Annotated in this window: 18 protein-coding genes and 1 pseudogene; 12 read left to right on the top strand and 7 right to left on the bottom strand. The window is 73.7% G+C overall.

Translation table 11 applies throughout. From position 1 onward, the window contains the following. Positions 1-17 precede the first annotated feature (17 nt). On the top strand, positions 18-1193 hold the full coding sequence (locus tag OHA37_RS03290) for a hypothetical protein (protein ID WP_266902256.1): 1176 nt from the start codon (positions 18-20) through the stop codon (positions 1191-1193). 178 nt (positions 1194-1371) lie between these two features. Then, positions 1372-1908, top strand: a complete 537-nt coding sequence (locus tag OHA37_RS03285; RefSeq protein WP_266902254.1) for a TerD family protein — start codon at positions 1372-1374, stop codon at positions 1906-1908. A 157-nt stretch (positions 1909-2065) separates the two neighbouring features. Here OHA37_RS03285 and OHA37_RS03280 read toward each other — a convergent pair whose 3' ends face one another. Beyond that, positions 2066-2713, bottom strand: a complete 648-nt coding sequence (locus OHA37_RS03280) for a TetR/AcrR family transcriptional regulator (protein WP_266902252.1) — start codon at positions 2711-2713, stop codon at positions 2066-2068. A gap of 193 nt (positions 2714-2906) precedes the next feature. On the opposite strand from OHA37_RS03280, the gene OHA37_RS03275 reads away from it, so the two are divergent. From OHA37_RS03275 to OHA37_RS03260, 4 genes are all read left to right on the top strand, one after another. Then, on the top strand, positions 2907-3764 hold the full coding sequence (locus tag OHA37_RS03275; protein ID WP_266902250.1) for a phosphatase PAP2 family protein: 858 nt from the start codon (positions 2907-2909) through the stop codon (positions 3762-3764). Further along, complete coding sequence (locus OHA37_RS03270) at positions 3761-4630, top strand: hypothetical protein (RefSeq protein ID WP_266902248.1); 870 nt, start codon at positions 3761-3763, stop codon at positions 4628-4630. Before OHA37_RS03275 ends, OHA37_RS03270 begins: the two co-directional genes overlap by 4 nt. Before the next feature lie 5 nt (positions 4631-4635). Continuing rightward, positions 4636-4956: a hypothetical protein gene (locus OHA37_RS03265; RefSeq protein WP_443046103.1), complete on the top strand. Its 321-nt coding sequence runs from the start codon at positions 4636-4638 to the stop codon at positions 4954-4956. Positions 4957-5051: 95 nt separating this feature from the next. Further along, positions 5052-5318: a GlsB/YeaQ/YmgE family stress response membrane protein gene (locus OHA37_RS03260; protein WP_266902244.1), complete on the top strand. Its 267-nt coding sequence runs from the start codon at positions 5052-5054 to the stop codon at positions 5316-5318. A 44-nt stretch (positions 5319-5362) separates the two neighbouring features. Here OHA37_RS03260 and OHA37_RS03255 read toward each other — a convergent pair whose 3' ends face one another. Then, positions 5363-5887, bottom strand: coding sequence for an NUDIX domain-containing protein (locus tag OHA37_RS03255; protein WP_266902242.1), 525 nt, complete (start codon positions 5885-5887; stop codon positions 5363-5365). 141 nt (positions 5888-6028) lie between these two features. On the opposite strand from OHA37_RS03255, the gene OHA37_RS03250 reads away from it, so the two are divergent. Both OHA37_RS03250 and OHA37_RS03245 read left to right on the top strand, forming a co-directional pair. Then, entirely contained in the window at positions 6029-7762 is a 1734-nt protein-coding gene (locus tag OHA37_RS03250; protein ID WP_266902240.1) for a serine/threonine-protein kinase, read from the top strand. Positions 7763-7860: 98 nt separating this feature from the next. Further along, positions 7861-8505 (top strand): MerR family transcriptional regulator, encoded by a 645-nt coding sequence (locus OHA37_RS03245; RefSeq protein WP_266902238.1) that lies wholly within the window; start codon positions 7861-7863, stop codon positions 8503-8505. Between the two features lie 34 nt (positions 8506-8539). On the opposite strand, the gene OHA37_RS03240 is transcribed toward OHA37_RS03245, so the two are convergent. Both OHA37_RS03240 and OHA37_RS03235 read right to left on the bottom strand, forming a co-directional pair. Continuing rightward, complete coding sequence (locus OHA37_RS03240; RefSeq protein ID WP_266902236.1) at positions 8540-9211, bottom strand: LysM peptidoglycan-binding domain-containing protein; 672 nt, start codon at positions 9209-9211, stop codon at positions 8540-8542. Between the two features lie 674 nt (positions 9212-9885). Then, positions 9886-10821, bottom strand: coding sequence for a dihydrodipicolinate synthase family protein (locus tag OHA37_RS03235; RefSeq protein ID WP_266902234.1), 936 nt, complete (start codon positions 10819-10821; stop codon positions 9886-9888). Positions 10822-10891: 70 nt separating this feature from the next. Here OHA37_RS03235 and OHA37_RS03230 point away from each other — a divergent pair, with 70 nt between their 5' ends. Next, complete coding sequence (locus OHA37_RS03230; protein WP_266902233.1) at positions 10892-11866, top strand: LysR family transcriptional regulator; 975 nt, start codon at positions 10892-10894, stop codon at positions 11864-11866. A gap of 15 nt (positions 11867-11881) precedes the next feature. Here the strand turns inward: OHA37_RS03230 and OHA37_RS03225 are convergent, their stop codons facing one another. Continuing rightward, positions 11882-12847: an aminoglycoside phosphotransferase family protein gene (locus tag OHA37_RS03225; protein ID WP_266902232.1), complete on the bottom strand. Its 966-nt coding sequence runs from the start codon at positions 12845-12847 to the stop codon at positions 11882-11884. 240 nt (positions 12848-13087) lie between these two features. Here OHA37_RS03225 and OHA37_RS03220 point away from each other — a divergent pair, with 240 nt between their 5' ends. Beyond that, positions 13088-14173: an S-(hydroxymethyl)mycothiol dehydrogenase gene (locus OHA37_RS03220; protein ID WP_266902230.1), complete on the top strand. Its 1086-nt coding sequence runs from the start codon at positions 13088-13090 to the stop codon at positions 14171-14173. Positions 14174-14209: 36 nt separating this feature from the next. On the opposite strand, the pseudogene OHA37_RS03215 reads toward OHA37_RS03220, so the two are convergent. Then, positions 14210-15770: pseudogene (locus tag OHA37_RS03215) on the bottom strand (MFS transporter). A 115-nt stretch (positions 15771-15885) separates the two neighbouring features. On the opposite strand from OHA37_RS03215, the gene OHA37_RS03210 reads away from it, so the two are divergent. Together OHA37_RS03210 and OHA37_RS03205 are read left to right on the top strand one after the other, a co-directional pair. Continuing rightward, entirely contained in the window at positions 15886-16878 is a 993-nt protein-coding gene (locus tag OHA37_RS03210) for a TetR/AcrR family transcriptional regulator C-terminal domain-containing protein (protein WP_266902228.1), read from the top strand. A gap of 106 nt (positions 16879-16984) precedes the next feature. Continuing rightward, positions 16985-18316 (top strand): alpha/beta fold hydrolase, encoded by a 1332-nt coding sequence (locus OHA37_RS03205; protein WP_266902226.1) that lies wholly within the window; start codon positions 16985-16987, stop codon positions 18314-18316. Positions 18317-18326: 10 nt separating this feature from the next. Here OHA37_RS03205 and OHA37_RS03200 read toward each other — a convergent pair whose 3' ends face one another. Then, positions 18327-19148 carry an MBL fold metallo-hydrolase gene (locus OHA37_RS03200; protein WP_266902224.1) on the bottom strand — a complete coding sequence of 274 codons (822 nt, stop codon included), beginning with the start codon at positions 19146-19148 and terminating at the stop codon, positions 18327-18329. Positions 19149-19166 lie beyond the last annotated feature (18 nt).

The raw sequence follows: 19166 nt of genomic DNA, 5'->3' as shown, positions 1-19166 counted from the left end.
GGAGAGGAGCCGGTCAGGTGGCCAAGGGCGGGGTACGGGTCGAGGGGAACGCACTGCTGCTGGGCGAGGGGGCGCAGGTCCGTTTCATGCGGACGCTGCGGCTCCCGGAGACCGGTACGCACAATCTGCCCCCGGGGCTGGGGGAGTTTCCGCTGCGGCGGGTGGAGGACTATCCGGACACGGTTCCGGCGGACTGGCTCGCCAAGGGCGGGGTGATGCTCCCCGTCTACCTGCGCGAGGCGATGTGGCTCAGCTTCGGCGGCACCCGGGAGCCCACCGCGCTCCAGGTCGGGGTCGGCAAGGTGTGCGCCGTCTCCGGTGAGCGGTGGACGGGCACGCTCGGGCGCCGGCCGCAGAACTACCTCGTGCTGCCGCGCCAGCCGTGGCTGGACGGGATCAATTCGGGCACGGGTACGGTCCGCCAGTTCGTCGCCGTCCCGCTGGGGCTCGGGGCCACCGTGGAGGGCCAGGTCACCGGCGAGGAGACCGCGGGCGGCGTGCAGCTCCAGGCCTTCCCGCTCGGAGCGAAGGCGCTGGCGAGGTGGCGGGAGGAGGAGCGGGAGCGGGCGCGCACGGCCGGGGCGGCCCCGACCGGCGCCGTTCCGTACGGGATCCTGCCGCCGGGCGGCCCCGCGGGCGGTTACGGAGGCGGTTACGCAGGCCTCCCGGGGACGCAGATGGCGATGCCCGCGCCGATGGCGGCCCCGGCGCCGGGCGGGCCTCCCGGGGCGCCGGCGGCCCCGCCCGCGGCTTCGGCCGCGGGCCCGCTGCGGCGCGCGGGCGGCCGGCCCGCCCCGCAGGCGGCTCCGGCGATGGGCCTCGGCGTCGGCGGCTCCATGCGGCAGGAGGTGTACCGCGACGACCGCAAGGCGAAGGACTGGGCGGCCGAGCCGGCCGCGCGGGTCTTCGTCCACCTGGTGACCCCGCCCGAGTGGCGCCGGATCACCGGGGAGGAGCCGCCGCCCTCGCCGGTGGACCGGGCCGCCTACACCAAGGCCGGGCTGCCGTGGTTCGACTACTACGACGAGGACGGGGCCGACCTCGCCGCCTCCGGCACCCTCGGCAAGGTGCAGCCCGTGGGCGAATGGCTCGGCGCCGACGAGGCTCCGTGGGCGGAACCCGCCCCCGGTCAGATCGCGCCCCTGGGCAACGCGCCCCGGCCGGGCAAGCCCGTACAGGACGGCGACTGGTAGCCGGCGCCGCCCCAGGGTCTGTCGTCAGGCTCCCGTCCGCCTCGGTCGGCGACGGGAGTGTGACGACAGGCATTCGCCCCGCCCCGGGACTGGCCGGGAACGTACGGTCGTTCGAGCCCCGGGGCGGTGCCCGTGACAGCATGGGAGGGCAACGCACGGTGTTCGGAGGGGGAGTTCGGTGAGTGGAGTACGCAAGGGCCTGGCCAAGGTGGAGATCGCGCTGCGGTGGGATCCCAGCCCGGCGGGAGCGCCCGTCCACGACCTCGACCTGCTGGCGGCGGTGTACGCCGCCGCGGACCCGTACGGGGAGCCCGTCCACCTGGTGCACTTCGGCAGCCGTTCGCCCGACGGCACCATCACGCTGAACCGGGACAGCCGGACCGGGCTGGGGCTGGGCTTCGACGAGGTGATGACCCTCGAACTCAACCGGATCGCCGACGCGTTGACCCGGGTCGTGGTGGGGGTGGTGATCCAGCGGCCGGGCGGCGGCCGGGCGCTGACCTTCGCCGACGTCGCGGGAAAGGGACTGCGCATCCGGGAGGGCTACACCGATCTCGCCGTGGACGACCTCACGGGCTTCGGTGCGGCGAGCGCGGTCACGGTGGCCGAGTTCACCCGCGACGACGCCGGGGTCTGGTCGATCGACCCCGTCCTGCGGGGCTTCGACGCCGACCCGGAGGAGTTCGCGCGGGCGATGGGCGCGGCCCGGAGCTGAGCCGGCCGGCCACCCCGCGGGATGGCCGCACGGACCGGTCGGCGGCCACTCCGCGAGGGAGTGCCCGCCGTCCGGTCCGGGAGCCGCGCTGCCACCGTCCCCACGAGGCAGCGCGAGCGGGTCGCCGCCCGGTCATCGGGGACGGCGGTCCGCTGGTTCAGGGGGCCTGGCTGCGGGGAGCCCGGTCCGCCCCGGGCGGGGTCGCGCCCAGCACCGGCAGCAGGCAGGCGTCGACGAACCGTACGAGGTACTCGGCGTCGGCGTAGCGCCCCTCCAGCACGGGCCGGATGCGCAGTACGCCCATCAGCTGCGCCGGCAAGAACTCCACGGCCGGGTGCCCGGGGGCGAGCTCGCCCCGCGCCACGGCCCGCGCCACGATGGAGTCGAACGCCGCCAGCTCCGGCTCCACCAGGGCCTCGCGCAGGGCGGCCTTCAGCTCCTCGTCGCTCAGCACCGCGTGCCCGAGGGCCTGCGTGAGCCGGGTGTCGCGCCCCGAAGTGCAGGCGGCGAGCCGGGCCGCCTCGCGCAGGTCGCCCGCCAGGGTCCCGGTGTCCACCGCGGCGAGGGTCCCGCGCCGGTCCGCGCGCAGGGCGGCGGCGACGAGCTGCGGTTTGGTCTTCCACTGCCGGTAGAGCGTGGACTTTCCACAGGTGGCCCGGGCGGCGATCTTCTCCATGGTCAGCGCCTCGTAGCCGTCCTCGCGCAATTGGTCCAGGACGGCGTCGTAGAGCTGCTGCTCCCGCTCCGGTGTGATCTTGGAGCGGCGCGCGGGGGCCGGTGCGGCTTCCGGCGTCGGCGACGTCATGGGGCGGCTCTCCTCGATGCTGCGTGCCAGGTGGTGCCGCGCCGCGATATTTCGGTCGCGCCGCAGCGGTCTCTAGTGAAAGTCTACGGGAACGCGAGCGTATCGGTACACACTCGTATCGATACGAGAATGTATCGATACACTGGTGTGTCGATTGAGAGCCGTGCAGCTGTACAGGAAGCGAGACCGGGGGATGACCTCCCACACCACACCCGCCGGGGCCGGCGCGGGGCCGGGCCCCCGCCGCCGCCTCATACGCGAGCTCCTGCTCGTCGTGGGCCTCTTCGCCGTCTACAAGTTCGGCCGTACGCTCGCCACCGGCCGCACGGAGGAGGCCTTCCGCAACGCCGCCCGGGTCTGGGACGCCGAACGCACCCTGCACCTGCCCGGCGAAGGCCTGGTCCAGCGACTGCTCCTGCACAGCGACGCCCTCGTGCACACCGCGAACACCTACTACGCGGCCGTGCACTTCCCCGCCACGGTGCTCTTCCTCGTCTGGCTCTACCTGCGCCGCCCCGCGCACTACCTCTGGACCCGCCGGGTCCTGGCCGTCCTGACCGGCGCCGCCCTCGTCATCCACCTGGCCTTCCCCCTCGCACCCCCGCGGATGCTGGGCGCGGCCCACCTGGTCGACACCGGTCAGGTCTACGGACCGACCGTCTACGGGGCCGCGCCCGCCGCCGACACCATGGCCAACCAGTTCGCCGCGATGCCCTCCCTGCACTTCGGCTGGGCGCTGATGCTGGCTCTGGGCATGATCGCGGCGACCTCCTCGCGGTGGCGCGCCCTGTGGCTGCTGCACCCGCTGGTGACCCTGCTCGTGGTCGTCGGCACGGCCAACCACTACTGGCTCGACGCCATCGTGGCCACGCTGCTGCTCGGGGCCGCCCTGCTGCTGGTCCCGCGCCCGGCCGGCCGCTCGCTCGTCGCCCGGCGGAGCGTGCCGGGCCGGCCCGCGCTGCCGGTGCCACGGCAGGCGGGTGCGGGTCCGGGGGCGGGCGCCGGTGCGGCAGCCACGGATCCCATGGCGCCCGTAGGAGCGGTCCGGTGAACTCCACGCTCCTCGCCGTCCTGCTCTGCCTCGCCGCGGCCGTCACCTACGCGGCCGCCGCCGTCGCCCAGGAACGCCTCGCCCGCCGCGCGGTCGCCCGCAGCACCGCGGCCCTGCTCGGCAACGGCGCCTGGTGGTGGTCGGCGGGCCTGAACGCCGCCGCCGCGCTCCTGCACGCCGCCGCACTGCGGTACGGGCCGCTCACGCTGGTCCAGCCGCTCGGCGCGCTCACCCTCGTCGCCGCCGTACCGCTGGGCGCCCGCGGCGCCGGGCGGCGGGTCGTGGCCAGCGAGTGGCGCGGCACCCTGGCCACCGTGGTCGGCCTCGGCCTGCTCCTGCTGCCCGCCTCCGGCCCGTCCCCCGACGAGACCCTGACCCTGGCCGAGGCGCTCGCCGTCTCCGGAGCCACGGCCGCGGTGATCATGCTGCTGACGGTACGGACCGACACCCGCTCGGGGCTGCGCCACGCGACGGCGTCCGGGCTGGCCTCCGCGGCCGCCTCCGCCCTGACCCAGACCGTCGCCGTGGCGGGTGGCCGCGGCGGCTCCCTGCTCAGCGTCCGGGTCGTGTCGGTGGCCCTGCTCGTGGTGGTCTTCGCGGTCGGCGGGATGCTCCTGTCCCAGCGGGCCTACCGGGGCGGGCTGGGCGCCCCGCTCGCGGTGGTCAACCTGACCAACCCGCTGGCCGCGGCCGCGATCGGGATGATCCTCCTCGGCGAACGCATCCAAGGCGGTGCCCTCGGAGTCCTGTTGGCAGTGGCGGGAGCGCTCGCGGCGGCCCGGGGCGTGCTGCTGCTCACCCGGACCCCGCAGCAGACGGTGGTCGCCGCGCCCCAGGCCGCGCCGATGGCCGGTGTGGCAGCATGAGCCGCATGGCTGCCGACGACGGTTCGTTCCTCTCGCTCCGCTCCAAGGGCTCGATCCTGTCCATCGGTTCGGTGGGATCGATCCTGTCGATCGGATCGGTCGGCAGCGTGCTGTCGGTCGGCTCGATCGGCTCGGCGCTGTCGGCCGCCTCGGTGGGATCCGTGCTGAGCGCGGGCTCGTTCGCCTCCGCCCAGTCGACGTGGTCGGTGCTGTCCCGGCGCTCCCGGGGCGGATTCCTGGCGGCGGGCGTGGCGGGAGCGGGGCTGCTGGGCTTGGCGATGGCGGCCGCCCTCCGGTCCGCCCCCGTGCCCCGGCGGCATGGCTGAGAACCGTTTCGCCTGTTCACGCGTCTCCTCCTGTGAGACTTGAACGGACGTCGCGCGCACGAAGACGCGCGCACATCGAAGCGGAGTGAACGGGCATGGGCATCATCGGCTGGATCATCCTCGGACTGCTGGCGGGCGGGATCGCCAAGGTCCTGCTGCCCGGCCGTGACCCGGGCGGTCTGATCGGCACCACCCTCATCGGCATCGCCGGCGCCTTCACCGGCGGCTGGCTCTCGGCGAAGTTCCTGGACCGGTCGATCCAGAACGACTTCTTCGACCTCGCCACCTGGGGCTCCGCCATCGCGGGCTCCCTGGTCCTCCTGATCGCCTACCGCCTCCTCTTCGGCAACTCCCGAAACTGACCGCCGGGCCGGCGGGCCGTGGGCAGGGGGCAGGGGGCCGTGGGTCAGACCTCCATGTAGGCCACCGTGCCGGTACGGCGGGCCGCGTCGATCTCCCGTAGGCGGGCGAAGTTCGACGGGGTCATGAGGGCCTCCCACTCCCGCACCGAGTGCACCCGTACCTCGCTGTGTTCCTCGGGGTCGAGGACGATGGCGGCGATCTGGTCCTCGGTGAGGGTGCCGCCGTCGAAGATGAAGCCGATGTGGTTCGCGGGCCAGGACTCGCCCCGGTGGGCGAGGAACTGCGTGCCCAACAGCTTGCGCTCGCCCCCGAAGGCGATGCCCGTCTCCTCCAGGCACTCCCGGAGCGCGCACTCCCAGGGCGTCTCGCCGTGGTCCATGTTCCCGCCCGGCCACTGCCAGGTCTCCGTGGCGTACGTCGCACGCAGCTGTACCGGGCGGCCGTTGGGGTCGGTGAAGTAGAGGCAGGCGTAAGCGGTCGCCCGGGGGATGGTCTTGACGTACTCGGCGGGCGGGAGCCACTCGGACCCCGTTCCACCTCCGTCCGGGCCTCGGCCCCTCGGGGACATCGGGCAGGCACACTACCCACGCCGCGTGCCGGCCACGCGCCCCGGCCCGGGGCCGTGCCCGGCACGCGGGCCGGGGTTCGTGTTGTCCACGTCCCGGTACGGGTGCACCGGCGTCGGTGGCGGCGCCTACGATGACCGGCCATGGACAGCAGTGAGGCCGGCAGACGGTTGATCGACGGGCGATTCGAACTCGCCCGTCCCCTGGGCAGTGGCGGGATGGGGACGGTGTGGCTCGCCCGCGACATCGCGCTGGACCGGGAGGTCGCACTCAAGGAGGTGCGGCCGCCGGACCCGGCGACCGCCGCCGCCCAGCCCGGGCTCGTCGTCCAACTGCGCGAACGCGCCGTCCGCGAGGCCCGGGCCCTCGCCCGGCTCGCCCACCCGAACGTGGTCACCATCCACCACATCGTGGAGCCCGAGCCCGGCTCCGACGGCCATCCGTGGATCGTGATGGAGCTGGTCAGGGGCGGTTCCCTGGCCGACCGCCTGGAGGGCGGGCCGATGCCGGTGGCGGACGTGCTGCGCCTCGGGCTCGACCTGCTCTCCGCGCTGCGCGCCGCGCACGCGGAGGGCGTGCTGCACCGTGACGTGAAACCGGCCAACGTGCTCCTGCGGCCGGGCGGCTCCGCGGTGCTCACCGACTTCGGGATCGCCGCCCTGCACGGCGCGACCGGGCTGACCTCGACCGGAGCCCTGATCGGGTCGCCGGAATACATAGCGCCCGAGCGGGCGCGCGGCGCGGAGGGGCTGGCCGCCTCCGACCTGTGGTCCCTGGGGATGCTGCTGTACGTGGCCGCCGAGGGGGTGCACCCGCTGCGCCGGGCCACCAGCCTGGCCACCGTGGTCGCGGTGCTCGACGAGCCGATCCCCGCGCCGGTCCGGTCCGGCCCGCTGGGACCCGTACTGGAACGGCTGCTGGTACGGGACCTGGCCGTGCGGCCCGACGCCGAGGAGCTGGAAGCGCTGCTCCGCGGTGCGAGCAGTGCTCTCGGAGGCGCGGCCCCGGTGGTACCGCCGACCGCCCTCGGGAGCTTCGGACCGGCGACCCCGGCCGCCGGTCTCGGCCTGGGCCCCGTACCGGCGACGCACGTCCAGTCGCCGACGCCCATGCCGACGCCGTTCGTTCCGGGCGCAGGCAACCCGTACGCGTCCACCGTCCCCGTGGCCTTCCCGCCGCCGCCGCCCGTCCCGCGCCGGCGCCGACGGCCCGCCCTGCTCGCCGGACTCCTCGCGGTGGTCCTGACCGCCGGGGTCGTCGGCCTCGTCAACTGGCTGCCCGACGGGAACGCGGGCGACGGCTCGGGCAAGAGCGGGGACGCCAAGTCCTCCGGCACCCCGTCCGTTTCCGGTCCGGCCTCCCCGGCCCAGGGCACCGCCGTGGTCCTGACCCCCGCGCCCACTCCGAAGGCGAGCACGCCGAAGCCGGTCACCCCGCCCAAGGGCAGTCTGATCGACCCGGCCAACATCCGTACCGCCATCGAGGCCTTCAAGCAGCAGACGGGCACCACCACCTTCGTCGACATGAAGGTCTACGACGAGTACGTGCTCGCCGACATTCCCACCGCGCCCGGAGCCAGGACCGTCGACTCCTGGCAGTACCGCGGCGGCGTCGCCAAGCGCACCGGACCGTCCGGCACGGTGAAGCCCGACGCGCCGCTCATGGACATGGCCGTGCTGGACTGGGACGCCCTCCCCGCCCTGATGGCCCAGTCGACGAAGGAGCTCGGCGTCGACAACCCGAGCTTCCGCTATCTCAACGTCTCGCCCTGGATGAACGCACCCGCGGTCCGGCCCTACCTGAACGACGAGTACGGACAGGGCGGCTACGTCCTCGCCGGCACCGACTTCAAGGTCAAGAAGGTCTACCGGAGCTGACGGCAGGAGAGGCGGAGCACGGTCGCCGTCCCGGCCCTGCCAACCGTGCCGTCCGTGCACAATTGGATAGCTGTGCTCTCCAAGGAAAGGTCCACGGGATGCGGCTGGCGGAGTTGAGCGAGCGCAGTGGCGTCTCCACGGCGACCATCAAGTACTACCTGCGCGAAGGGCTGCTGGCGCCGGGGCGACGGGTCAGTGCGACCACCGCCGACTACGACGAGGGGCATCTGCGGCGGCTGCGGCTGGTCCGCGCGCTGATCCAGGTCGGCGGGATTCCGGTCGCGACGGCCCGGGAAGTGCTCGCGCACGTGGACGACGAGTCCCTGGGGCGGACGATGCGGATCGGCGCGGCGCTGTGGGCGCTTCCCCGGGCGCCCGAGCCGGACGGCGAGGATCCGGCGGTGATCACCGCTCGGCGCGAGGTGGACCGGCTGCTGGAGACGCTGGGCTGGTCGACGGCCCGGGAGGTGGGGGAGCTGTCCCCCGTCCACCGTTCGCTCGTATCGGCGGTGTCCACCCTCATCCGGCTCGGCTATCCGTGGGACGCCCCGCGGATGGCTCCGTACGCCGAGCTGATGCACCGAGCGGCCGTGCACGACCTCGACTTCATGGAGACGTACGCCTCCGAGGAGGAGAAGGTCGAGACGGCGGTGGCCGCGGTCGTCCTCGTCCAGCCGGTACTGAAGGCCCTGCACCGGCTGGCGCAGGAAGAGGAGTCGGCGCGGCGTTACGGGCTGGAGTGAGGCGACGCGACCCGTGTGCCTGCCGCGAACTCGCTCAGTAGGGGCCGTTGACGTTGTCGATCGAACCGTAGCGGGCCGCCGCGTAATTGCAGGCGGCCGTGATGTTGGCGACCGGGTCGTACGAATCCAGCGAAGTGCCGGGCACGTGATAGGCCTTGAAGGTCGGGTCGATCACCTGGAGGAGCCCCTTGGAGGGGATGCCGGCCGCCGCGTTGGAGTCCCAGTTGTTGATGGCCAGTGGATTCCCCGAGGATTCGCGCATGATGTTGCGGTGAATTCCTTCGTAGCTGCCGGGAATTCCGTGCTGGGCCAGGACGTCGAGGGACTCGCGGATCCAGCCGTCGAGGTTGTTCGCGTAGCCGGTGGGCGCCTTGGCGGCCTTGGCCGCGACGGGCGCGGCGGCCGCGGTGAGGTTCAGCTTCAGGCCCGGGCGGATGGCCGAGGGGTCGGCGCCGACGATGCCCTTGTTGGCCTCGTAGAGCTTCTGCCAGCCGCCGCCGATGGAGTGCTCGGCCGCGATCTTGCTCAGGGTGTCGCCGCTGACCACGGAGTACGTCGTCGGGGCGAGGGTCGCCTCCGCCGCTCCGGCCGTGGTCGCGCTGATCAGCGGGAGGGCCAGCGCCGCACCGCCCGTACCGGCGAGGGCCAGCTTGCGGGTGAGTGCGTGGTGCTGCTTCGGCCGGCGGTGCTTTCCGTGTGCGGGCATGGCGGAATTCCTCACCTGGGGGGTACGGGAGATCCCTGGCGGCGACCGGATTCGGCTGTTACCACCGGGAACGAGGCGACCGTAGGCGAGTCCGGCGGGCCGGAACAAGACACGAATTCGCCCTGGAGATCAACTTCCCGCATTCGCCCCGGTGGATGACCTTGAAAAGATCTCCGGGAATTCCCGAATATCCAACCGGGAAAAGGGAAGTGCCCCGTGCGGGGAAATGATGTTGACGCCGTCGGCGTGACTCACATCACGGGCCCGCGGGCGGCGGCCCAATACGGGCAAGTCGCCCGTCGCCGGGGCCGATTCGGGCGAGCCGCCCGTTGGCGGCGAATCGCCCATCCCGGGTCAATCGGCCCTCGAAGGTGATCGTGTCGTCCTCGTCCATCGCGGGATGGATCCCGGCCGGTCCCCGTTGGTGCAGACGATCTCCTCGCACCGCACCGCACCGCAGCGCAGCGCAGCGCACCGCACCACGCGGTGGCGGGCGTCCTGCGGGAACCCTCACGTGACCGGGGACGACACCCGTCACCGTCACCGGTGCCCGCCGCCGACCTCCTGGGAGGCGATCCCGGGCAGCGGGCCCCGGACGATGTGGTGCGCGCAAGGGGGCCCGCGCCCGGGGGGCGCCTTGCTGCTCATGGCGAGCCCCCCGGTCGGTGGGCGAGTCAGGGCAGCTGCGCCAGTTCCCGCTGAGCCGCCGCGACCGCTTCCGTGCTCGCGGGCAGCAGGGGGAGGCGTACGTCCGGGGTCGGAATACGGCCCTGCGCGTACAACACCCCCTTGATCACTGACGGGTTGGGTTCGGCGAAGAGGGTTGCGGAGAGCCGGGCCAGCGCGTGGCCCAGGGTGCGCGCCCGGACCGCTTCGCCCGCCCGCCAGGCCGTCGCGAGTTCGGTGAACCGGGCCGTCGCGAGATGGGCCGACGCGAGGACCCCGCCCGCCGCGCCGAGCGCGAGGAGGGGAGACAGGAAGGTGTCGTCGCCCGCCAACACCGCGAAACCGTCCGGCAGATCACCGAGCAGTGCCACCGCCTCCCCGTCGAGCGAGCCGACCGCGTACTTCACCGCGGCCACCCCGGGCAGCGCCCCGACCTCCCGCAGCAGGGCCGCGTCCAGCGGCTGCCCGGTCCGGTACGGGACGTGGTACACGATCAGCGGTACGGGGCTCACCCGCGCCAGCCGCTCGAAGTGCGCCAGTACCCCGGCGCCGGAGGGCCGTACGAACGCGGGCACGCTCACCAGCGCGGCCCGCGCCTCGGGCCACCGCTTCAGCCGGCCGAGCGACTCCTCGGCCGCCCGGGTCCCGCTCGCCCCGGCGCCCACGGTCAGCGCCGCCCCGCGCTCCCGGCAGACCCGGGCGCAGACGTCGGTGACGAGGTCGCGCTCGGCTTCGTCGAGGGCGGCCGGCTCGCCGGTGGTGCCCAGCGCCACGATCCCGGTGGCGCCCGCGTCGAGCACCTCGTGCGCGAGCGCCTCCAGAGCCTCGGCGGCGACCTCGCCGGCGGCGGTGAAGGGGGTGATCAGCGGTACGTGGATCCCGTGCGGGGCGAACGGGCGGTGGGCGGCGGGGGAGGACGTGGCCGTGCTCGGCGTCTGGGTCATGGGTCGAGCCTGGCCCGCTCCGAGCATCGAATCCAGTTCGCGTTTCTTATCCGAACCGTAAGCTGATCCGATGCTCGATGTACGACGCCTGCGCCTGCTGCGCGAACTCGCCCGCCGGGAGACCATCGCCGCGGTCGCCGAGGCGCTCTCCTTCAGCCCTTCGGCGGTGTCCCAGCAGCTCTCGGTCCTCGAACGCGAGGCCGGTCTGCCGCTGCTGGAGCGCACCGGGCGCCGGGTCCGGCTCACCCCCGCCGGCCAGAACCTGGTCCGGCACGCCGACGCGGTGCTGGAACTGCTGGAACGGGCCGACGCCGAGCTCGCGGAGGCGCGCGGCGGACTGGCCGGCGCCCTGCGGATCGGCTCCTTCCCCACCGCGACCCGGGCCATCGTTCCGGCGGCCCTGGCCGAGCTGGCCCGCCGGCACCCGGGACTGGAGCCGATGGTGTCCGAAACCGACCCGGCGGCGGTCGCCCACGCACTGCGCGCCGGGGACCTGGACGTGGCCCTGATCCACGCCTACGACTTCGTTCCCGCGCCGCAGGAGCCGGGACTCGCCACGGACCCGCTCTACCGCGAGGCGATGTATCTGGCGACGCCGTCACCGGGGGCGCCCGCGGCCTCCGGAGGCGCGGCGGAAACGGCCGCCGGGGGCGCCCCGGCCGCAGCCGCCGGCACTGGCGGAGCCGGGCAGCGCGCGTTGCTCCGTACGCATGCCGACGCGCCCTGGATCACCGCCACGCCCGGCACGCTCTGCCACGCCATGACGGTGCGGGCCTGCGAGGACGCCGGGTTCCTGCCGAGGATCCGCCACCAGGTGGACGAGTTCGCCACCGTACTGGCCCTGGTCGCGGCCGGCCAGGGCGTGGCGGTGGTGCCGCAGCTCGGGATCACCGGAAACGCGGATCCCGCCGTCTCGCTCACCCGCCTGGTCATGGAGCGCCGTACCAACGTGGCCTTCCGCAGCGGCGCCGCGACCCACCCCGCCGTGGCCGCCTTCAGCGCGGCCCTGCGGACGTCGCTGCCGCCCGAACTGTCCGAGGACTAGCGGGTTGCTTGCCGATCAGACAGTCCGTGCGCCGTTGAACACGGCGTTGCGGCGCAGCTGCCGCGCGCACCACCGGAAGTGCCCGTCACGTTCGTCCAGGCCGAAGAGGTCGTAGGTCATGAGCGCGTACGCGGCCCGATAGGTGGTGAGGGTCGCCGGCGGGTAGCCGAGCTCGTGGGCGAAGAGCCCGGTGAGTTCCGCGGTGTGCTCCTCGGCGTGCGGCCCGTACATGTCCCAGACGGCAGCGGTCACGGCGGCCTCGAAGGCCGGGTCGCCCGCGGTGGTGCAGAAGCCGAAGTCGAGCACCGCGACGGGCCGGCCGGCCGCGTCGGTGTGGATGTTGGGCGGGACGAGGTCGCCGTGAATGGCCGTCACCGGGGCGTCGGGGAGCGAGAGCAGGGCCTCGTGCGTCCGTTCCACTCCCGCCTCGAAGTCCGGTACGCAGGCGGCCAGGGCGTCGCCGTGCCGGGCCGCGGCCCGGTGGACCAAGGCCGCGAGCGCGTCGCGGAAGGAGTCGTGATCCCGCCACAGCGGGCGGTCGTCACCCTGGACGGTCAACCGGCGCATCGCCTCGGTGCCGGGGACGGAGGCCAGGCCGCGCAGAACGGAAAGCAGTGCTTCGCTCTGCCGGGCGGGCAGCTCGCGCTCGTAGTCGGCGTGTGCGGAGTCGATCCTCATCGGGTTTCCCGGCAGCTCGCGCTCGTACGTGACCAGGACGCCCCCGTGGTCCTCGACGTCGAAGATCTCCGGGGTGGCGAAGGGCAGCTGATGCCGTGCCATGTCCGCGTACACCTGGCGGGTGAGATCGAGACCGGCCGGAGGCCGACCGCTCCACACCTTGGCGGCCCGGCCCCCGCCCAGCCCGTAGACGACGCCCTCGGAGCCGGCGCCGATGCGGCGGACACCCGCGTGCCCGCGGTCGGCGAAGTACGTGAGCCAGGGGTCGCGGGGCGGGGTCGCGGCGTTCGGGTCTTCGTCCATCCGTGCATTAGACCAGCGGCCCCACCGGCCCCACACGGGATTTTCGTGCGCTGCCCGGCACCGCACCGGCACCGCACCGGCACCGCGCGCCGCGGCGGCAGCACACCGCGCCGGGACGCGGGGCAACTCCCGCACGCGGGACAGCGCGTGTACGTTGGCCGGACCGGCGGAAACCTCGCGGAACCCTCGAGGGACCTCCGGTTACAGTCGACGAGACCGTGATCGAGATCGGGGTAGCACGTGACGCATCGCGTACGAGGGGTCATCGCCCGGAGCAAGGGCGCACCGGTGGAGACCACGACGATCCTCGTGCCCGACCCGGGCCCCGGCGAGGCGCTCGTACGGGTCCAGGCCTGCGGGGTCTGCCACACCGACCTGCACTACCGGGAGGGCGGGATCAACGACGAGTACCCCTTCCTGCTCGGCCACGAGGCGGCCGGGGTCGTCGAATCGGTCGGCCCGGACGTCACCTCCGTCGCCCCCGGCGACTTCGTCGTCCTCAACTGGCGCGCGGTGTGCGGGAGCTGCCGGGCCTGCAAGCGCGGCCGCCCCTGGTACTGCTTCGCCACGCACAACGCGACCCAGCCCATGACCCTGGAGGACGGCACCCCGCTCTCCCCGGCCCTCGGCATCGGTGCCTTCGCCGAGAAGACGCTGGTCGCCGCCGGCCAGTGCACCAAGGTGGACCCCGCCGCCTCACCGGCCGCCGCCGGCCTGCTCGGCTGCGGGGTGATGGCCGGCCTGGGCGCCGCCCTGAACACGGGCAACGTCGGGCGCGGCGACTCGGTGGCCGTCATCGGCTGCGGGGGAGTGGGCAACGCCGCCGTCGCCGGTGCCAAGCTGGCCGGAGCCTCCCGCATCATCGCCGTCGACCTGGACGACCGGAAGCTGGAGTGGGCGCGGGGACTCGGCGCCACCCACACCGTCAACGGCACCGCGGTGGACGTGGTCAAGGCCATCCAGGAGCTGACCGGCGGGAACGGCGCGGACGTGGTCATCGACGCCGTCGGCCGCCCCGAGACGTACAAGCAGGCGTTCTACGCGCGCGACCTCGCCGGCACCGTGGTGCTGGTCGGCGTCCCGACACCGGAGATGCGGCTCGAACTCCCGCTGCTGGACGTCTTCGGGCGCGGCGGCGCCCTGAAGTCCTCCTGGTACGGGGACTGCCTGCCCGAGCGGGACTTCCCGCTCCTCATCGACCTCTACCTGCAAGGCCGGCTCGACCTCGACGCGTTCGTCTCCGAGCGCATCGCCCTGGACGGAGTCGAGGCGGCCTTCGAACGGATGGAGCGGGGCGAGGTGCTCCGCTCGGTGGTCGAGTTCTGACCACCCGTCTGACCACCCGCCGGATGCCTCAGCCCGTCACGGGGCGAGGGACGCGGGCCGCGGGTCGCTGGATTTTTCCGCCGGGGGCCTCGCCGTGCCCGCACCCCTCAACCACGTGAAGGAGAAGAGGGCGGCGCCCGCCATGACGACGGCCGCGCCGACGGCCGCGATGTTCATCCCGTGGGTGAAGGCCTCGCGCGCGGCCGTCAGTACGCCGTCCGCGACCCCTTCGGGGAGCCGGGCCGCCGCGGCCGTCGCGCCGCCGAGGGTTTCGCGTACGGCTTCGGCTTGCGGCACACCAGGAGGCAGCGCGTCCGTCATGTCGCGGCTGTAGGCCGCCGCCCCGATGGAACCGAGGATCGCCATGCCCAAGGCTCCACCGAGCTCCTGGCCCGACTCCAGGACCGCCGCGGCCGATCCCGCGCGCTCCGGCGGGGCCGCGCCGAGGGCGAGTTCGTTGGCGAGGGTCATGGCGCAGACCAGCCCGCCCGCGTAGAGGCAGACGCCGGCGAGGGTGAACCAGAGCGCCGAGCCGGTGCGCACCTGGGTCAGCCAGAGGAACCCGCAGGCGGAGAGGAGGAAGCCGCCGCCTGACGGCCGCACGGTCCACGCGCTGTGCGAGCACGGCCCCGGCGGGGGCCGCGACGGCCACTCCGGCGGCCGGTACCAGGCTCCACAGCGCGGCGGTGAACGGGCTCAGGCCGAGGACGGACTGCAGGTACTGGGTGAGGAAGACGGCCATCCCGACCGTGGCGAACATCGCCAGGAGATTGGCGAACACCGGTCCGCCGAAGGTGCGCCGGCCGAGCAGGCCGAGGTCGATCACCGGATGCGCGAGGTGCTTCTGCCGGTGCACGAAGACGGAGCCGAGCACGAACCCCGCGCCGATGGCGAGGGCCGGCAGCGGCTCGTACCCGTGCCGCGCCCACTCCTTGATGCCGTAGATGACCAGCAGCACGGCGCCGAGCGACAGCGCCGCGCTCGGCAGGTCGAAGCGCTCGCGCCGCGCCGACTTGAACTCCGGTACCAGGAAAGGCACCAGCGCCAGCAGGAGCACCATCGCGGGCAGGTTGATCAGGAAGACCGAGCCCCACCAGAAGTGCTCCAGCAGCAGACCGCTGACCACGGGCCCCAGGGAAATGCCCGTCGTCATCACGGCGGTCCACAGGGTCACCGCCTTGCCGCGCTGCTTCTCGTCGTGGAAGAGGTTGCGGATCAGGGCCAGGGTCGAGGGCATCAAGGCGGCGCCGCCGAGTCCCAGCAGCGCGCGTACGGCGATGAGCAGTTCGGCCGTGTGCGCGTACGCGGCCGCGACCGAGGCCGCCCCGAAGAGCACCGCTCCCGCGAGCACCAGCGCGCGCCTGCCGATCCGGTCGCCGAGCGCACCCATGGTGATGAGGAGTCCGGCGAGGACGAAGCCGTACATGTCGAGGATCCACAACTGCTGCGTCGCGCCGGGCTCCAGGTCCCGGCTGATGTAGGGGATCGCGAAGTACAGGACCGAGACGTCCATCGAGACGAGGAGCAGGGGCAGCATCAGGACGCCGAGGGCGGTCCATTCCTTGCGCCCCGCGCGGGGGGCCGGTGTGTTCTCCATGAGCAGGAGGGAACGGGGGCCCTGGCGTACGCCGCAAACAGGCACCTAGTGCACTGCGCCGTTCCGGGGCTTCGAGCAGCCTGAATGCCGTGAAGTGCACTAGTACAGTGCGGTCATGGACACGGAACCGCCCTACCTCCGCATCGCCGGCGACATCCGTCGGCGGATCACCTCGGGCGAGCTCGTGCCCGGTGCCCGCGTTCCTTCCACCCGGCGGATCACGCAGGAGTGGGGGGTCGCCATGGCGACCGCGACGAAGGCGCTCGCCGCCCTGAACCAGGAGGGTCTGGTGCGGCCCGTACCCGGTGTCGGCACCGTCGTGGCCGAGTCGGGGCACGAACGGCCGGCTCCCGCTCACGCACTGACCCGGGACCGCATCATCCGCGCCGCGATCGCCCTCGCCGACACCGAAGGGCTCGCCGCACTCTCCATGCGCCGGGTCGCGACCGACTTCGGCGTCTCCACCATGGCGCTCTACCGCCACGTCCCGAGCAAGGGCGAGCTCGTACGGCTGATGTCGGAGACGGTGTTCGCAGGAGAACCGCCGGGGCCGCGACCGTACGCCTGGCGTGCGCGACTGGAACGGGAGGCGCGGTGGTTGTGGGGCCTGTACCAGCGCCATCCCTGGCTGGCACGAGCCATGGCCGCCCTCACCCGGCCGATGGCCTCGCCCCACGCGATGCGGTACACCGAGCGGGTCCTCAGCGCCCTGACCCCCCTGGGGCTGACACCGACCCAGGTCATTCACATCCACCTCGCGCTTCTCGGATACGCCCAGGGCGTCGCGGCGGCCGTGGAGCTGGAGTCGCAAGCGCGGCAGGACACCGGCATGACACCCGAGGAATGGATGGCTTCCAACGAGCCACGGATGGAAATGATCCAGACCGCCGGGTCCTATCCGACCCTGGCCACCCTCTTCGAAGGCGAGCGGTTCGACCTCGAACTCGGCACCCTCTTCGAGTTCGGGCTCGCGCGGATGCTGGACGGAGTCGAAGCACTCGTCGAGCCGTCCGCAGGCCGGGCCCCCTCGGTCCGCCCCCACGGTGCGAGCCCGGAGCCCGGCGGGAGCGGAGCCAGGGGCCCGGCCCCTCGCGGGGGCCTCGCGTAAGCTCGGACGGGCCCGTCGTCCCGGTTCGCCCTCACCCACCGGCTCCGGGACGGCCGCCGCGCACACCACCGCACCGCGCCGACCCCTGGGACCTTCCGTGACCCCCGTGAACCCCGCGACCTCCGAGACCGCAGCCGCCGGCAGCTACCGCCAGCCCGGTGTCGTCCTCACCGACCACCACTTCAGCGTCCCCCTCGACCACGCCCGCCCCGACGGCGAGCGGATCGACCTGTACGCGCGCGAGCTGGTCGCCTCCGGCAAGGACCCGCAGTCCCTGCCCTGGCTGCTCTACCTGGAGGGCGGACCCGGCTTCGGCGCCCGCCGGTTCATCGGCCGGCAGGCCTGGCTGGAGCGGGCCCTGACCGAGTTCCGGGTGCTGCTGCTCGACCAGCGCGGCACCGGCCGCTCCACCCCGGTCAACCGGCAGACCCTGCCGCTGCGCGGCGGCCCCGCGCAGCAGGCCGAGTACCTCGCCCACTTCCGCGCCGACTCCATCGTGCGCGACGCCGAGACCATCCGCCCCCTCCTCACCGGCGGCGCGCCCTGGACGGTCCTCGGCCAGAGCTTCGGCGGCTTCTGCGTCACCCACTACCTGGGCGCCGCCCCCGAGGGGCTGACGGCCGCCCTCATCACGGGCGGACTGCCCTCCCTCGACGCCACCGCCACCGAGGTGTACGAAGCCGCGTACCCCCGTGTCGAGCGCAAGAACCGGGCGCACTACGCCCGCTACCCCATGGACGTGGAGCGGGCCCGCCGCATCGCCGCCCACCTCGTCGAGCGCCCGGCCGAACTCCCCGGCGGGTACCTGCTCACGGCCGAGGCCTTCCAGTCCCTCGGTCTGCTCCTCGGCGGCTCCGACGGCAGCCACCAGCTGCACTACCTGCTGGAGGACGCCTTCGTCCCCACCCCGGCCGGTCCCGCCCTCTCCGACGCCTTCCTGGAGGCCGTGCACGCCCAGCTCTCCTTCGCCGGGCACCCCCTCTACGCACTGCTCCACGAGGCGATCTACGCCCAGGACCCGGGCGCGCCCACCGGCTGGGCCGCGCAGGAGGTCCGCTCCGGCCACCCGCGGTTCGACGCCGCGAAGACCCTCGCGGGCACGGAGCCGCTGTACTTCACCGGCGAGACCATCCACCCCTGGCACTTCGACTGCGACCCGGCGCTCGCCCCGCTGCGCGAGACCGCAGACCTGCTGGCGACCCGCACCGGCTGGACCCCGCTGTACGACCCGGCGCGCCTCGCCGCCAACGAGGTGCCGGTGGCCGCGGCCGTCTACCACGACGACATGTACGTGGACACCGCGCACTCCCTCGCCACCGCCCGGGCGATCCGCGGCCTGAAGACCTGGGTGACGGACGAGTTCGAGCACGACGGCGTACGTGCCTCGGGCCCGCGCGTCCTGGACCGGCTGCTGGCGCTCGTACGCGACGAGGCCTGAGCGGGTCACCTCAACGACCCGGTCCGGGAGGCTCCACGAAGGCCCGGGTCAGGTGGGCCGTGGCCAGCAGGGCGCGGCGGCGGACGGCCAGGGACAGGAGCTCCTCCCGCGAGGTGCGGGCCGCGGCCCGGTCGCGTTCGTGGGAGTACGGGACCGCCGGATCGGCCAGCTGCACGGCGTGGACCAGTACGTCCCCGGTGACCAGCACGTCCCGGCCCCGGCCCCCGCCGCCGGGCCCGGCCGTCCCCTCGACCAGCACCGACTGGTGGCCGGGCGTGTGCCCCGGTGTCGGCAGCAGGGTGATGCCGGGAGCGAGCCGGTGCTCGCCGGTCACCTCCCGGAGCTGCCCGGAGGCCCGCAGCGGGGCGACCGTCCAGTCCCACACGGGATCCGCCCGGTCCAGGGCCGCGACCTCCGTGCTCTGTACGAGGTACCGCGCGTCGGGGAAGAACGGCCGGCCGGCCTCGTCCTGCGTCCAGCCGGTGTGGTCCTCGTGCAGGTGGGTCAGGACCACCGACTCCACGTCGGCCGGGGCGATCCCGGCCTCCGCGAGCGCGGCGGGCAGCCGGCCCGGGACCGGGGCCCAGCCGGCCGCCGGGCCCTGCGCGGGGCCGACCCCCGCGTCGATCAGCACCCAGCGGCCGCCCGGCCGGGACACGGCGAAGCACCGGAAGTCCAGCCGCCAGGAGCCCTCGGGCCCGGCCGCGCCCGGATCCAGCAGCGCGGCCCGTTCCCAGGCGGCGGCGCCCGCCCCCGGGAAGGCCGTGGCCGCGGGCTCGAAGAACGATCCGGTGGCGTCGAGCAGGGCCACCACCTGCCCCTGAGTGTCCATTCGCCTATTGTGCGAGGT

The organism is Streptomyces sp. NBC_00335, assembly GCF_036127095.1.
GTDB lineage: Bacteria > Actinomycetota > Actinomycetes > Streptomycetales > Streptomycetaceae > Streptomyces.
The sequence above is the reverse complement of the archived record's forward strand: the minus strand, read 5'-3'. Positions and strand labels throughout refer to the sequence as shown.